The organism is Herbaspirillum sp. 3R11 (assembly GCF_004563925.1).
Taxonomy (GTDB): domain Bacteria; phylum Pseudomonadota; class Gammaproteobacteria; order Burkholderiales; family Burkholderiaceae_D; genus Herbaspirillum.
This window is the reverse complement of record NZ_SPNJ01000001.1, coordinates 552,020-567,712: the sequence shown is the minus strand read 5'-3', so window position 1 is coordinate 567,712 and position 15,693 is coordinate 552,020. Positions and strand designations below refer to the sequence as shown.

General features: G+C 61.7%; 12 protein-coding genes. 2 read left to right on the top strand and 10 right to left on the bottom strand.

Going from position 1 to position 15,693, the window contains the following annotated elements; genetic code table 11:
• Positions 1-68: 68 nt before the first annotated feature.
• The 9 genes from E4P32_RS02625 to E4P32_RS02585 form a co-directional block, all read right to left on the bottom strand.
• A complete protein-coding gene (locus E4P32_RS02625; protein WP_199525610.1) occupies positions 69-827 on the bottom strand; it encodes an AraC family transcriptional regulator in 759 nt (252 codons plus the stop codon).
• An 80-nt stretch (positions 828-907) separates the two neighbouring features.
• Positions 908-1,174, bottom strand: a complete 267-nt coding sequence (locus E4P32_RS02620) for a hypothetical protein (RefSeq protein ID WP_116433389.1) — start codon at positions 1,172-1,174, stop codon at positions 908-910.
• A 9-nt stretch (positions 1,175-1,183) separates the two neighbouring features.
• Complete coding sequence (locus E4P32_RS02615) at positions 1,184-1,675, bottom strand: arsinothricin resistance N-acetyltransferase ArsN1 family B (RefSeq protein WP_116433390.1); 492 nt, start codon at positions 1,673-1,675, stop codon at positions 1,184-1,186.
• A 97-nt stretch (positions 1,676-1,772) separates the two neighbouring features.
• Positions 1,773-3,671 (bottom strand): propionate--CoA ligase, encoded by a 1,899-nt coding sequence (locus E4P32_RS02610; RefSeq protein WP_116433391.1) that lies wholly within the window; start codon positions 3,669-3,671, stop codon positions 1,773-1,775.
• Between the two features lie 241 nt (positions 3,672-3,912).
• A complete protein-coding gene (locus E4P32_RS02605) occupies positions 3,913-4,305 on the bottom strand; it encodes a hypothetical protein (protein ID WP_116433936.1) in 393 nt (130 codons plus the stop codon).
• Positions 4,306-4,436: 131 nt separating this feature from the next.
• The gene (prpF, locus tag E4P32_RS02600; protein WP_116433392.1) at positions 4,437-5,627 is read right to left on the bottom strand and encodes a 2-methylaconitate cis-trans isomerase PrpF; all 1,191 of its coding nucleotides are present in this window, start codon (positions 5,625-5,627) and stop codon (positions 4,437-4,439) included.
• A gap of 23 nt (positions 5,628-5,650) precedes the next feature.
• Complete coding sequence (gene acnD / locus E4P32_RS02595) at positions 5,651-8,260, bottom strand: Fe/S-dependent 2-methylisocitrate dehydratase AcnD (RefSeq protein ID WP_116433393.1); 2,610 nt, start codon at positions 8,258-8,260, stop codon at positions 5,651-5,653.
• A gap of 127 nt (positions 8,261-8,387) precedes the next feature.
• The gene (gene prpC / locus E4P32_RS02590) at positions 8,388-9,560 is read right to left on the bottom strand and encodes a 2-methylcitrate synthase (RefSeq protein WP_116433394.1); all 1,173 of its coding nucleotides are present in this window, start codon (positions 9,558-9,560) and stop codon (positions 8,388-8,390) included.
• Between the two features lie 42 nt (positions 9,561-9,602).
• Positions 9,603-10,484, bottom strand: a complete 882-nt coding sequence (locus E4P32_RS02585; protein ID WP_116433395.1) for an isocitrate lyase/PEP mutase family protein — start codon at positions 10,482-10,484, stop codon at positions 9,603-9,605.
• Positions 10,485-10,726: 242 nt separating this feature from the next.
• Here E4P32_RS02585 and prpR point away from each other — a divergent pair, with 242 nt between their 5' ends.
• Both prpR and E4P32_RS02575 read left to right on the top strand, forming a co-directional pair.
• Positions 10,727-12,367, top strand: a complete 1,641-nt coding sequence (gene prpR / locus E4P32_RS02580) for a propionate catabolism operon regulatory protein PrpR (protein WP_116433396.1) — start codon at positions 10,727-10,729, stop codon at positions 12,365-12,367.
• A 315-nt stretch (positions 12,368-12,682) separates the two neighbouring features.
• Positions 12,683-13,975 carry an MFS transporter gene (locus tag E4P32_RS02575; protein ID WP_116433397.1) on the top strand — a complete coding sequence of 431 codons (1,293 nt, stop codon included), beginning with the start codon at positions 12,683-12,685 and terminating at the stop codon, positions 13,973-13,975.
• 206 nt (positions 13,976-14,181) lie between these two features.
• Here the strand turns inward: E4P32_RS02575 and ntrC are convergent, their stop codons facing one another.
• Positions 14,182-15,690: a nitrogen regulation protein NR(I) gene (gene ntrC / locus E4P32_RS02570; protein ID WP_116433398.1), complete on the bottom strand. Its 1,509-nt coding sequence runs from the start codon at positions 15,688-15,690 to the stop codon at positions 14,182-14,184.
• Between the last annotated feature and the right edge of the window lie 3 nt (positions 15,691-15,693).

Here is a 15,693-nt window from a genome sequence, read left to right as displayed (position 1 = left end):
AAGCAAGCCTACGCGAGCGGAACGTCGCGGTCTTGAACGATCGTGCAACTTGAACGACAACTACGGGATCAGGCCCCGCGCCGCATGATGCGCAGCCAGTGCGCGGGTGCAATGCCGTAGGTCTTGGTGAACAGACGCGTCATGTGGCTCTGGTCGGCAAAACCGGACATGGCGGCGGCATCCGCCAGCGGCAGGCCTTGCGCCATCAGGCGACGCGCCATGTCGAGCCGGCGCATGCTGAGGTAGCGATAGGGACTGGTGCCGAAGAAACTGCGAAAGTCGCGCGTCAGGCTCCAGCGGTCGCGGCCGCTGGCTTGCGCCAACTCGTCGAGCGTCAGCGTGCGGTCGAGCGCGCCATGGATGTATTCGCGCGCCAGCTGAGCTGCGCCGAAGTCGGCGGCATGGCGGCGCGGCCGCTTGCCGGATACGGCGTCCATCGCGCGCGCCAGCTCGAAGATGCCGTCGTCCTGTTGCAATGGTTCCACCTCGTCGTCCATGTGCAGCAACAGATTGCCCACGGCGCCGAACAGGCGCGGATCGGTCGAGATCCCGCCTTCGATGAACGGCAAAGCGACTCCGCCGAGTGCGTCCTGCAGCAAGGACGGTTCGATGTACAGCATGCGATAACGGAAACCCGCTTCGCTGCCGGCCTGGCCGTCATGCGGCTCATCGGGGTACAGCGCCATGGTGTTGCCGGGCAGGCTGTGGCGCATCGACTTCTTGTACTGGAACGATTGCACCCCACCCAGTGTGATGCCGATGGCGTAGGTGTCGTGGCGGTGCATGGCATAGCCGCGCCCGTGGAAAAACGCCTCGATGCGCTCCATGCCGGACGACTGCGACCGCAGTATCCAGTCCTTGCGCTTTTGCTGGCGGGGGCGCGATGAGGCCACGATGTCTTGCCGCCTTACTCTTCGCGCTTCTTCGCGAGTTGCTTTTCAAAGGCGACGTCAAGCTTGCTGATGCGCTTCGGCTTTTGCGGCCCGTAGGCATTGACGAAGGTGACGAACTCATCCAGCGGCAGAGGTTCGCTGAGTTTTTCAGCCGGATTGTCGGGGGTGCGCTGGAGCAGGTAAAACAGTTCCGCAGAGGTGCGGCCCATTGAATACTGCTTCGTCCCTGCGCGCGTGTTGAGGCGCTCGATGGCGCCGGTTGCTCTGGTCGATCTGGCCATGTGTGCTCCTTAGAGAATCAACTGCCAATAGGCGACGTCAATCCATTGATCGAATTTCCTGCCGACCTGCGCGAAATGGGCGACTTTGACGAAGCCCATTTTTTCGTGCAGGGCGATGCTGCCTGGATTCGGCTGGGCGATGCCGCCCATGACTGCATGCACCCCGCACGCCTTCAGTTCGGCAAACAAGGCACTGTACAGCTTCGTACCGACACCCTTGCCACCGCTATCCTTCGCCATGTAGACCGAACTCTCTACAGACTGCTGGTAGGCCTTGCGCGCCTTCCATTTGGTGGCGTAGGCATAGCCGAGGATGCGGCCGTCCTCTTCGTACACCAGCCATGGAAATATCGCAGACACCTCGACGATGCGCTGCGCCATTTCCTCAGTGGAAACGGCTTCCAGCTCAAAGCTGATGGTCGTCGTCAGAACGTAGTGGTTGTAGATCTCGCAAATGGCGGCGGCATCGGCCGTCGTGGCCGGGCGTATCGAGGTAGTCATGAAAGCTGGGGAGAAAGTGCGGTAGCACGTAGTGTACCCAAAATGACGACGTCCGGCGCAGGGGCCGGACGTCGTCGCTGCCGCTTCCAGCGTATTTCTATGCTTGCAAGACCGCTTTGATCTGCTGCAGCGAGGTCGGATCTTCGATGGTGGTCAGGTCGCCCGGATCGCGTCCCTCGCAGATGGCCTGGATGGAACGGCGCAGCAGCTTGCCCGAGCGCGTCTTCGGCAACAGGCTGACGAACAGCACGCGCGACGGCCGGCCGACGGCGCCGATCTGCTTGTCGACCACGCGCATGATTTCCGCTTCGAGTGTCTGGCGGCCCTCCGCCGTGGCGACGGCGTCGGCCTGCTTTGGGATCACGAAGGCGATGGCGACTTGTCCCTTGAGCTTGTCTTCGACGCCGACCACGGCCACCTCTGACACGTTGGCGTGGCTGGAAATGCTCTCTTCGATCTCGCGCGTGCCGAGGCGATGGCCGGCGACGTTGATGACGTCGTCGGTGCGGCCGAGGATGAAGTAGTAACCGTCTTCATCGCGGATGCCCCAGTCGAAGGTGGAATACACCTGCGTCTTGAAGTTGGACCAGTAGGTGTTGACGAAGCGCTCGTCGTCGCGATACACGGTCTGCATGCAGCCCGGCGGCAACGGCCCTTCGATCACCACCACGCCCTTTTCGTTGGCGCCGCACAGCGCGCCGGTGGACTCGTTCATGATGTGCATCTTGTAGCCATACAAGGGCACACCCGGGCTGCCCAGCCGGGTCGGCTTGTCGTCGACGCCCTTGGCAATGGACAGGATGGGCCAGCCGCTTTCGGTCTGCCAGTAGTTGTCGATCACCGGCACGCCGAGCGCGCCTGAAATCCAGTTCGAGGTGGTCTCGTCCAGAGGCTCGCCGGCCAGATAGAGACTCTTGAGCGACGACAAGTCATGCCGCGTCATGCATTCGGCCGGCTGCTTCTTGAGCACACGGATTGCCGTCGGCGACGAGAACATGCGCGTGACCTTGTACTTCTCCACCAGGCTCCACCAGATGCCGCCGTCCGGCTTGTCGCCCGCCAGCACCGGCAGGCCTTCGTACAGAATGGTCGCCATACCGGCCATCAGCGGACCGTAGACGATGTAGGAATGGCCGACCACCCAGCCGATGTCGGAGGTGCAGAAATAAGTCTCGCCGGGATTGCCGCAAAACACGTAGGGCATCGACGCCGCCAGCGCCACCGCATAGCCGCCGACGTCGCGCTGCACGCCCTTGGGCTTGCCGGTGGTGCCGGAGGTATACAGGATGTAGGACGGCTCGTTCGATTCCAGCCAGGTCACCGGCACGTCGGCATCGAGGTATTGCGCGCGCAGGCTGGTGTAATCGACGTCGCGTCCGGTGGTGCGCGGCATCTCGGCCAGTCCGCGATCGGTCAGCAAAACATGCGCCGGCTTGTGCTGCGCCAGCCGGATCGCCTCGTCGAGCAGGCCCTTGTAGGCCACTACCCTGCCGCCGCGCGAGCCGGCGTCGGCCGACACGATCAGCGTCGGCTGCGCGTCGTCGATGCGTGTCGCCAGGCTGTTGGAGGCGAAGCCGCCGAACACTACCGAATGCACCGCGCCGATGCGCGCACACGCCAGCATCGCGAACACTGCTTCGGCAATCATCGGCATGTAGATCAGCACGCGGTCGCCGCGCTTGACGCCGAGCGACAGCATGATCGCCGCCATCGCGCTGACTTCGCGATGCAGCTCGCGGAAGGTGTAGGTTTTTTCGGTATTGGTTTCGGTCGATACAGCAATCAGCGCGGCCTGATCGGCGCGTTGCGCCAGATGACGATCGACGGCGTTGTGGCACAGATTGGTCTCGCCGCCGATGAACCAGCGCGCGAACGGCGGGCGCGTGTAATCGAGCGTTTTGGTGAACGGTGCATGCCAGTCGATGCGCCTGGCTTCATTGGCCCAGAAGGTATCCGGGTCGTCGATGGACTGCTGGTAAAACGATGCGAAACTCATGATGTCTCCTCATGGCGATCGGATGTGCACCGACCTTGTCAAGGTGTCGCTGCGAGCGGTGTGCCGCGTCTTTGCGCGGCATTCATCTGCTTGTTGTGTGTAGCTGTTTACTGTCGCAGAACATGCTTACGCGCAGCTTAATCTGCGTCTTCTTTTTTTAAAAAACTGTAGCAAAAAATCCGGCGGGCGCGAAAAAAAAGGATGCATCGCCGCATCCTTTTTTCTCACTGAAAACAAGCTGTCATCGATTCTTGCAATCGTTCGCGAGTTGCTGACCGATCTTCGAATTCAGCAGCATCGACTTGGACGGGATCTGGATCCACACCAGGCCATCGCCCTTGTCTTCGAAACGCAGCGCGCCGGTGGAGGTCGATACCGGCGTCATCTTGTAAGTGCTGCCCTTCCACACCAGGCTCACGTTATTGCTGCCGTCGACCTTGACTTCCACCTTGTTGCCCATGTCGCAGGCGAAACTGCCGGTCGCCAGGCGGCCGGCCCAGGCCGGATTGACTGCGGCGGCTACCGGTTGCAGTGGTGCAGGCACCGGCTTGGTTTCGGTCAGCGGCACTGTTTCAGCGCAGGCGGCCAGCAGGATGGTCAGGGTCAGTACGGAAGCGCGTTGCAAGAAAGTCATGTTTTGGTCCAATGCCGGGATGAAAAGGAATGTGGACGGCATCTTACCAACTTTCGTTCCATTGTCTCGTTTTCCTGCCACTGCAATGCAACATGTTTCCCGCTATTTCCCCAACTATTACTGAGCGCCGATCAGAAGGCGTCGCCGGGAACACGTACCCAGCCTTCCATCAACACCCGTGCGCTGCGGCTCATGATGGCCTTGGTCACGCTCCATTCGCCATTGGCCTGTTGCGCCTGCGCACCGACGCGCAAGGTACCGGACGGATGGCCGAAGCGCACCGCCGTGCGTTCACCGCCGCCGGCGGCCAGATTCACCAGCGTGCCGGGAATCGCTGCCGCAACACCGATGGCGACCGCCGCCGTCCCCATCATGGCGTGATGCAGCTTGCCCATGGACATGGCGCGCACCAGCAGGTCGACGTCGGCAGTGGTGACCTTCTTGCCGCTGGATGCCGTGTAGTCGCGCGGCGCGGCGACGAAGGCAACCTTGGGCGTGTGCTGGCGCTTGACGGCTTCGTCGACGTGCTTGATCAGGCCCATGCGCACGGCGCCGTGTGCACGGATGGTCTCGAAGCGCGCCAAGGCCTTGGGATCACCGTTGATGGCGTCCTGCAATTCAGCGCCGGTGTAACCGATGTCTTCCGCGTTGAGGAAAATCGCCGGGATGCCGGCATTGATCATGGTCGCCTTGAAGGTGCCGATGCCCGGCACTTCCAGGTCGTCCACCAGATTCCCGGTCGGGAACATGGCGCCGCCTGCGCCCTCTTCTTCCGCTGCCGGATCCATGAATTCGAGCTGCACTTCGGCCGCCGGGAAGGTCACGCCGTCGAGCTCGAAGTCGCCGGTCTCCTGCACCTGGCCGTCGGTGATCGGTACGTGCGCAATGATGGTCTTGCCGATGTTGGCCTGCCAGATGCGTACGATGCAGACGCCATTGACCGGAATCCGATCGGGATTGACCAGGCCGTTGCTGATCGCGAACGGACCGACTGCCGCCGACAGGTTGCCGCAGTTGCCGCTCCAGTCGACGAACGACGTGTCGATGGAAACCTGGCCGAACAAATAGTCGACGTCATGCTCCGCGCGGGTGGATTTGGACAGGATCACCGTCTTGCTGGTGCTCGAGGTGGCGCCGCCCATGCCGTCAATCTGCTTGCTGTACGGGTCGGGGCTGCCGATCACGCGCATCAGCAAGGCGTCGCGCGCTGGGCCCGGCACTTGCGCCGTGGCCGGTAAATCCTGCAGGCGGAAGAACACGCCCTTGCTGGTGCCGCCGCGCATGTAGGTGGCGGGAATCTTGATTTGGGGTACGTGGGTCATATGCTTCTTTCCAGATTGAATACTCAAGCCGCTTTGACGGTCGACGCCAGGAAGTCCTGCGCAAAACGCTGCAGCACGCCGCCGGCTTCATAGATCGAGACTTCTTCGCCGGTGTCGAGGCGGCAGGTCATCGGCACTTCAACGCGTTCGCCATTCTTGCGGATGAGGACCAGCGTCAGGTCGGCGCGCGGGGTGCGCTTGCCGATCACGTCGAAGGTCTCGGTGCCGTCGATGCCCAGCGTTTTGCGTGTCGTACCCGGTTTGAATTCCAGCGGCAGTACGCCCATGCCGATCAGGTTGGTGCGGTGGATGCGTTCGAAGCCTTCGGCCGCAATCACTTCCACGCCCGCCAGACGCACGCCCTTGGCTGCCCAGTCGCGCGACGAGCCCTGGCCGTAGTCGGCGCCGGCGACGATGATCAGCGGCTGCTTGCGGTTGAGGTAGGTTTCGATCGCTTCCCACATGCGCATGACCTTGCCTTCCGGTTCCACGCGCGCCAACGAACCCTTCTTGACCTCGCCGTCGACGACTGCCATTTCATTGACCAGCTGCGGATTTGCAAAGGTGGCGCGCAATGCCGTCAGGTGATCACCGCGATGCGTGGCGTAGGAGTTGAAGTCTTCTTCCGGCAAGCCCATCTTGGCCAGGTATTCGCCGGCGGCCGAATCGGCCATGATGGCGTTGGACGGCGACAGGTGGTCGGTGGTGATGTTGTCGGGCAGCACCGCCAGCGCGCGCATGCCGGTCATCGTGCGTTCACCGGCGAGCGCGCCTTCCCAGTAGGGCGGACGGCGGATGTAGGTGCTCATCGGACGCCAGTCATACAACGGCGCCGCAGCCGGGCCCTTGTCCACTTGGACGGCGAACATCGGTGTGTAGACGTTGCGGAATTGCTCGGGCTTGACCGAGGACTTGACCACGGCGTCGATCTCTTCGTCGCTCGGCCAGATGTCCTTCAGGCGGATTTCCTTGCCGTCGACGACTGCCAGCACGTCCTTCTCGATGTCGAAGCGGATGGTGCCGGCGATGGCATACGCCACCACCAGCGGCGGCGACGCCAGGAAGGCCTGCTTGGCGTAAGGATGGATGCGGCCGTCGAAGTTGCGGTTGCCGGACAGGACTGCGGTGGCGTACAGATCGCGATCAATGATCTCTTTCTGGATCACCGGATCCAGCGCGCCCGACATACCGTTGCAGGTGGTGCAGGCGAAGGCGACGATGCCGAAGCCGAGCTTTTGCAGCTCAGTGCTGAGGCCCGCTTCGTCGAGATACAGTTCCACGGTCTTGGAACCCGGCGCCAGCGATGACTTCACCCATGGCTTGCGAGTCAGGCCTAGCTTGTTGGCGTTGCGCGCCAGCAGGCCGGCGGCGATGACGTTGCGTGGATTGCTGGTGTTGGTGCAGCTGGTGATGGCGGCGATGATCACGGCGCCGTCCGGCATCAGGCCTTCGGCTTCCTGCGCCTGCGCCTTGTCCAGATCGACGGCGATGCCGCGTTCGGCCAGCGCCGACACCGGCAGGCGGCGATGCGGATTGGACGGGCCGGCCAGCGTGCGCACCACGGTAGTCAGATCGAATTTGAGCGTGCGTTCGTATTGCGCCGTGGCGAGGCTGTCGGCCCACAGGCCGGCTTCCTTGGCGTAGGTCTCGACCAGCTTGACCTGTTCGTCTTCACGGCCGGTGAGCTTGAGGTAGTCGATGGTCTGCTGGTCGATGAAGAACATCGCCGCGGTCGCGCCGTATTCCGGCGCCATGTTGGAAATCGTGGCACGGTCGCCCAGCGTCAATGCCGATGCACCCTCGCCGCGGAATTCCAGGTAAGCCCCGACCACTTTTTCCTTGCGCAGGAATTCGGTCAGCGACAGCACGACGTCGGTCGCAGTGATGCCCGGCAGCGGTTTGCCGGACAGTTCGACGCCGATGATTTCAGGCAGGCGCATCCACGATGCGCGACCCAGCATGACGTTCTCGGCTTCGAGGCCGCCGACGCCGACGGCGATCACGCCCAGCGCGTCGACGTGCGGCGTATGGCTGTCGGTGCCGACGCAAGTGTCCGGATAAGCCAGGCCGTTGTCGTTGTGAATGACCGGCGACATTTTTTCCAGATTGATCTGGTGCATGATGCCGTTGCCGGGCTGGATCACGTTGATGTTCTTGAACGCGCGCTTGGTCCAGTTGATGAAGTGGAAGCGGTCTTCGTTGCGGCGATCTTCGATGGCGCGATTCTTTTCAAACGCCTGCGGATCGAAGCCGCCGCATTCCACCGCCAGCGAATGGTCGACGATCAGTTGCACCGGCACCACCGGATTGACCTTGGCCGGATCGCCGCCCTGGTCGGCAATGGCGTCGCGCAGACCGGCGAGGTCGACCAGCGCAGTCTGGCCGAGGATGTCGTGGCAGACCACGCGCGCCGGGAACCAGGGAAAATCGAGGTCGCGCTTGCATTCGATGATCTGCTTCAGGTAGTCATTGAGGATGGCCGGATCGCAACGGCGAACCAGATTTTCGGCGTGCACGCGCGAGGTATAGGGCAGCGTGTTCCAGGCGCCCAGCTTGATTGCCTCCACTGCGCCACGCGCGTCGAAGTAATCCAGCGTGGTGCCGGGCAGAGGTTTGCGGTGTGCGGTATTCATGGCTCGATCCCGAGAAAAACATTGGTAAGAGAAATTGCAAGAGCGATTGCAAGAGCGGCAGCCTGCCCGCCGTGGCGGCATGGCAGACTGCTGTGCTGCGTGTGAAGCTTGTTCGCGTACTTGCTGCTTATTTGCGCTTGCCGATCGGCACGAACTTCAGATCTTCCGGGCCGACGTAATTCGCCGACGGACGGATGATCTTGTTGTCGATGCGTTGCTCGATGATGTGCGCCGCCCAGCCGGAAGTGCGCGCGATCACGAACAGCGGCGTGAACATCGCGGTCGGCACGCCCATCATGTGATAGGACACGGCCGAGAACCAGTCAAGATTCGGGAACATCTTCTTGATGTCCCACATGACCGTTTCGAGGCGCTCGGCGATGTCGAACATCTTGAGCGAACCGGCATCTTTGGACAGCTTGCGCGCGACTTCCTTGATGACCTTGTTGCGCGGGTCGGAGATGGTGTAGACCGGATGGCCGAAGCCGATCACGACTTCCTTGTTCTCGACGCGACGCTTGATGTCGGCTTCCGCTTCATCAGGGTTGTCGTAACGCTTCTGGATTTCAAACGCGACTTCATTGGCGCCACCGTGCTTCGGACCGCGCAAGGCGCCGATGCCGCCGGTGATGGCCGAGTACATGTCGGAACCGGTGCCGGCGATGACGCGGCTGGCGAAGGTGGAGGCGTTGAATTCGTGCTCGGCGTACAGGATCAGCGAAGTGTGCATCGCCTTTTCCCACAGCTCGGATGGCTTTTCGCCGTGCAGCAGATGCAGGAAGTGGCCGCCGATGGATTCATCGTCGGTTTCCGTTTCGATGCGCTTGCCGTTCTGGCTGTAGTGATACCAGTACAGCAGCATTGAACCCAACGACGCCATCAGGCGGTCGGCGATGTCGCGCGCGCCCGGCGTGTTGTGGTCATCCTTCTCCGGCAGCACACAGCCCAATGCCGATACGCCGGTGCGCATCACGTCCATCGGGTGCGACGCCGCTGGCAGCCATTCCAGCGCCGCCTTGACGTTGGCCGGCAAGCCGCGCAGTGCTTTCAGCTTGGCCTTGTAGGCCTTCAGTTCGGCGGCGGTCGGCAGCTTGCCGTGCACCAGCAAGTGTGCGATCTCTTCGAACTCGCAGCTGTCGGCGACGTCGAGGATGTCGTAGCCGCGATAGTGCAAGTCATTGCCGGTCTTGCCGACGGTGCACAGCGCGGTGTTGCCGGCAGTGACGCCGGACAGGGCGACGGATTTCTTCGGTTTGAAGCCTGGTGCCGGTGCTTGTGTTTGTGCTTGTGATTCGCTCATGCGTATCTCCTGAATGATGTATTAAGGTTTTAGTGTTTGTAATTATTTGTCCGCGTATTTCTTTTCCAGCAAATCGAACATCGGCTTGTTGACCAGGCGCTGGCGTTCGGCAAACGGCGTCACGAAATTCGGGTCTTCGTCGAGGCGATGGTTGTCGCGCAACACGGTCAGGGCCTTTTGCATGCCGGCCACGGCGCCTTGCAGCGCGGCGTTGGCGTACAGCACGATGCCGTAGCCCAGCTCGCCCAGCTCGTCGGCGTTGAAGATCGGCGTCTTGCCGCCGATCACCAGGTTCATCAGCTGCGGCTTGTCCAATGCCTGCGGCAGACGACGGATTTCATCTGCGGTCTCGACCGCCTCTACAAACAGGATGTCGGCGCCGGCTTCGCTGTAGCGGGCCGCGCGTTCCAGCGCATCCTCAAAACCGTGGACGCTGCACGCATCGGTGCGCGCCATGATCAGCATGCCGTCATTGCTGCGCGCATCGACGGCGGCGTGGATCTTGCCGACCATTTCGGCACAGGAGATGACTTCCTTGCCGCTGAAGTGACCGCAACGCTTGGGCGAGACCTGGTCTTCCAGCTGCACCGCATCGGCGCCGGCGCGTTCCAGCGTGCGGATCGTGTGGCGCACGTTGAGGGCATTGCCGAAGCCGGTGTCGGCATCGACGATCAGCGGAATCTCCACCGCATCGCGAATGCGCGCGGTATGGTCGGCCAGTTCGTTGAGACCGATGAAGCCCTGATCCGGCATGCCGAAGTACATGTTGGTCACGCCGGCGCCGGTGATGTAGAGCGCCTCGAAACCAAGATCGGCAATCACGCGCGCCGACAGCGCATTGAAGGCGCCGGGAACCAGCAGGCCTTTGCGCGCATTGACCTTGTCACGCAGGATTTGTTTGGTGGTTTGGGAAAGGTTGGTCATACGGAGTCCTTGAAGTTGCATGTTTCAGCGAGGTGAATGTCTCTGCTTATTGCAATGCGCGTGCCATGCAGCTCCTGCCGGGTGTTGTAACGCGGAAGAAATCGATGTTTCAGAACAAGCCATCGTTAAATCAATGAGTTACGGGTATTTCTCCCTCGACAACATCCATTTTCAGGTCTCACGACGGCTTCTGCGATGTGTTACATTTGAAACACTTGAAACATCAATCTGAAACGTGAAACATGAAGCGCCCTTCCTCTCAGCACCGTGATCAAAGCGACAAGCCGGTCATCTGGACCGTCTCGGTATCGCGCCTGTTCGAACTGTTCCGCGACATCACGCTGGAGTTCGACGACCAGGCCGAGATCGAACCGATCCCGCTGGGCTTCGAGGATGCGGTGCGGCATATCCGCGAGCGCCTCGCCACCGAGCGCTGCGATGCGGTGATTGCGGCGGGCTCCAACGGCGCCTACCTGAAGAGCCGCTTGTCGGTGCCGGTCATCATCGCCAAGGCCAGCGGCTTCGACGTGATGCAGGCGCTGGCGCGCGCACGCAAGATCACACCTGACATCGGCCTGATCACCTATCAGGAAACCATGCCGGCGCTCAGCGAATTCCAGAGTACCTTCGGCCTCAACATTGCCCAGCGCACTTACGCCACCGAAGAAGATGCACGCTCGCAGATCAGCGAACTCAAAGCCGCCGGCATCAAGGCCATCGTCGGCGCCGGCCTGATTACCGACCTCGCCGAGGAAGCGGGACTGGCGGGCGTCTTCGTGTACTCCGCCGCGTCCATCCGCCAGGCCTTCGACGACGCGCTGGAACTGGCACGCCTGACGCAACTGGAGTCGACGCGTGGACGCAGCTTCCCGGTGGCCGACACGCTGCGCGCCAAACATCACATCAACGACTTGCGTGGCGATTCGGCAGCGATGGAAAGCGTACGGCAATCCATCACGCTGTTCGCAAAATCACCGGCGACGGTATTGATCCAGGGTGAAACCGGCACCGGCAAGGAACTCGCCGCGCAAGCCATTCATCGCGCGCATCCGCAAATGCAGGGCAAGGTGCAGGCGCACCATCCTTTTGTCGCAGTCAACTGCGGCGCGCTGGCGGAGTCGCTGCTGGAGTCCGAACTGTTCGGCTACGAAGAAGGCGCCTTCACCGGCTCGCGCCGCGGCGGTCGCGCCGGGCTGTTTGAAGCCGCGCATCGCGGCACCCTTTTGCTCGATGAAATCGGAGAGATGCCGCTGCCGCTGCAGACACGCCTGTTGCGTGTGCTGGAAGAACGCGAAGTGGTGCGCGTGGGCGGCACCCGGCCGATACCGGTCAACGTGCGCATCATCAGCGCCACGCATTGCGATCTCGATGCGCGCGTGCGCGAGGGCCGCTTCCGCGCCGATCTGTTTTACCGCCTGAGCGTCTTGCGCATGACGCTGCCGCCGCTGCGCGAGCGGCCCGATGATCTTGCGCCGTTGGCTGAGTGGTGCCTGAAGAATGCGCTGGCGGCGATGGACATCCGCCCGCACGCCAACCTGCACGCAGAAATATTGCGCTGCACGCCGCTGCTCGCGCGCTATGCCTGGCCCGGCAACGTCCGTGAACTGCGCAACATGATGGAGCGGCTGGCGCTGTTTTTGGCGGCCGAACCGCTGCAGGCATTGACGCCGAATCTGATTGTGCGCATCGCACCCGAAATCCTGCGCGATGACGGATCGACAACGTTAGCGTCCGCAATGTCAGCTCCGCCTGCAGTACATTCCGGCAGCGAGGAAACATTGCGGGACGTGCTGGCGCGTTTCGACGGCAACCGCGCCGCCGCAGCAAGTTATCTGGGTATCAGCCGTACGACGCTGTGGCGTCGCCTCGGTGAGAAAAACTGAAACGTCAGCACACGTCCTGCGGCGTGACAGCGCTCTTTACACTTCCCTGATTTGATTCATCTGTGAAGCAGATCTGCGGCGATTCCCACCCCTCGGGAATCGCTCCCTCTCCCCCTCCGACAGACAGCTTCCTTCGGGCGCGAAACCTGATTGACAGTCGCGCGCGCATGCACGTATTCTCGCTCGATCGCATCTCTCAACGACATACTGTTTACGCATTGTTCATGATGTGTAAACAACATGACGCTGAATGATCTGCGGTGCGATGCACCACCATAAAAAAAATCATTTCAATCACTTCATTCCGGGAGAAACATGAACGCCATCAGTTCAGCAAACACGGGCGACGCCAAGTCGGTCAAATTACATCCGCAAACCTGGCGCGCGGTCATTTCATCATCGATCGGCAACGCGCTGGAATGGTTTGACGTGCTGATCTACGGCGCCTTTGCCGTGATCATCGCCAAACTGTTTTTTCCTACTCAGAACGAGACCGTCTCGTTGCTGGTGACCTTCGCCACCTTCGGCGTGTCGTTCTTCATGCGCCCCCTCGGTGCGGTCATACTCGGTGCGTATTCCGATCGCGTCGGCCGCAAGGCGGCGCTGTCGCTGTCGATCGTTCTGATGACCATCGGCACCGCCATGATCGCGTTCATGCCGACCTATGCCAGCATCGGTTTGTGGGCGCCTGCCGGCATCGTGCTGGCGCGCCTGATCCAGGGCTTCTCGGCAGGCGGCGAGTTCGGCAGTTCGACCGCGTTCCTGGTGGAACACGCTCCGCATCGCCGCGGTTTCTTCTCCAGCTGGCAAGTCGCCAGCCAGGGTCTGAGCCTGTTGATGGCGGCGGTTTTCGGCGCCGGTTTGAACGGTTTGCTGACGCCTGAGCAACTCTACTCCTGGGGCTGGCGCCTGCCGTTCCTGTTCGGCCTGCTGATCGGCCCTGCCGGTTACTACATCCGCCGCCATCTCGATGAATCGCCGGAGTTCGCCGCCGCTGAACGTACCGAAACACCGCTGCGCGACACCTTCTCCAGCCAGAAAATGCGCCTGCTGATCGGTACCGGCAGCGTGATCATGGCGACCGTTTCGGTCTACCTGGCGCTGTACATGCCGACGTATGCGATCAAGCAACTCGGCATGCCGGCGTGGTCGTCGTACGCAGCGACCATCGTCTCCGGGCTGATCATGATGGTGTTCTCACCGCTGGTGGGCGAGCTGTCCGACAAGTACGGCCGCACGCCGTTCATGATCGCCAGCAGCCTGGCGTTCGTGGTGTTCACCTATCCGATGTTCGTGTTCCTGACGAGTGCGCCGAGCTTCGTCAACCTGCTGTTGCTGCAGATCGTGATCGGCGTGCTGATGACGATGTACTTCGCGTCGATGCCTGCGTTGCTGGCCGATGTGTTCCCGGTGCAGACGCGCGGCACCGGCATGTCGCTGAGCTATAACATTGCGGTGATGCTGTTCGGCGGTTTCGCAGGCCTGATCATTACCTGGCTGATTCAGGTCACCGGCAACAAGCTGTCGGTGAGCTTCTTCGTGATCTTCGGCGCGGCCCTGAGCCTCATCGCCTCGACGGCGGCGCGCTACGTCCTGCGCGTGCGTTGATGATCGACTTCACGCCTGATCGGCTCAGCCGGTCGGCGTGAAGGAAAAGCTGCTCGAAAAAATGGGCCGGTTTCATCGCTGAAACCGGCCCTCATGTTTTTGATGTTATTGATCCGCATCGCATGTGCAGATGTTGCTCCTGCACTGCAGCTTGTTCTGTTCCCTCTTCCCCTCAAACCCCTTCTTTCATTCTTTCGCTCTTCCGTTCAATCGTCTTCAGCGCCGCCTATGCCGAGTTCCTGGATCTTGCGCGTGATCGTGTTGCGACCGATGCCCAGGCGCACGGCTGCATCGTTCTTGCGGCCGTGGGTATGCTTGAGTGCGATCTTGATCAGCGTCGCTTCGAACTGACGACCGAGGATGTCCATGACTTCCGGACGTTCTTCTGCCAGCATTTGCGCGGCCTCGGTTTCCAGCAGGCTGATCCAGCTGCGATCAACGCCGGCGTCACCGTCGTAGCTCGCGCCTGCTCCGGCACTACCGTGCCCGCCGTGCGCTTCGGCCGGCGCGGCCGATGAGGTTATGTGCCCGTGTCCGTGCGTCGGCTGGAAGTTGCTGCTGCGCTCTTCGATCAGATCCTGCGGCAAATCCTTCACTTCCACGGTCTGGCCTGGCGCCATGACGGTGATCCAGTTGCACAGGTTTTCCAGTTGGCGTACGTTGCCGGGCAGTTCCAGTTGCGACAGGAACTGCATCGCCTGCGGCGACAGGCGCTTGGCTTCGACGCCGAGCTGACGTGCACTTTGCGTGAGGAAGTGGCGCGCCAGGATAGGGATGTCTTCGTTGCGCTCGCGCAGGCTCGGCAGACGCAGGCGAATGACGTTGAGGCGATGATACAAGTCTTCGCGGAACAGGCCTTCGCGCACGCGGTGCTCGAGATTCTGGTGAGTAGCGGCAATCACGCGCACGTTGGCCTTGAGCGACTGATGGCCGCCGACGCGATAGAAATGGCCGTCCGACAGCACACGCAACAAACGCGTTTGCAGGTCGAGCGGCATATCGCCGATTTCATCGAGGAACAGCGTGCCGCCTTCGGCCTGTTCAAAACGTCCGCGACGCATCGCCTGCGCGCCGGTGAAAGCGCCACGTTCGTGGCCGAACAGCTCGGACTCGAGCAGATCCTTGGGGATCGCTGCGGTATTCAAGGCGACGAACGGCTGCGCCGCGCGCGGGCTGTGCTTGTGCAAGGCGCGTGCTACCAGTTCCTTGCCAGAGCCGGATTCGCCGGTGATCAGCACCGTCACGTTGGATTGGGACAAGCGACCGATGGCGCGGAAGACATCCTGCATGGCAGGCGCCTGGCCGAGAATCTCCGGCGCGTTGGCCGATGATTGCTCGACGTCGGTTTCACGCAGGCTCTCTTCCAATGCGCGACGGATCAGCTCGACGGCCTTGTCGACGTCGAAGGGCTTGGCCAGGTATTCGAAGGCGCCGCCCTGGAATGCCGAGACTGCCGAATCGAGATCGGAGAAGGCGGTGATGATGATGACCGGAATGCCGGGATGCTTGGCCTTGATGGTCTGCAGCAGTTCCAGACCGGATGCGCCGGGCATGCGGATATCGGAAACCAATACTTGCGGCGTGCCGCTCTCCAGTGCCTGCATGGCGTCGCGTGCGCTGGAAAAGCTCTGTGTGGCGAGATTTTCTCGCGCGAGGGCTTTTTCCAATACCCAGCGTATCGATTCGTCGTCGTCAACAATCCAGATCGGTTTCATAGT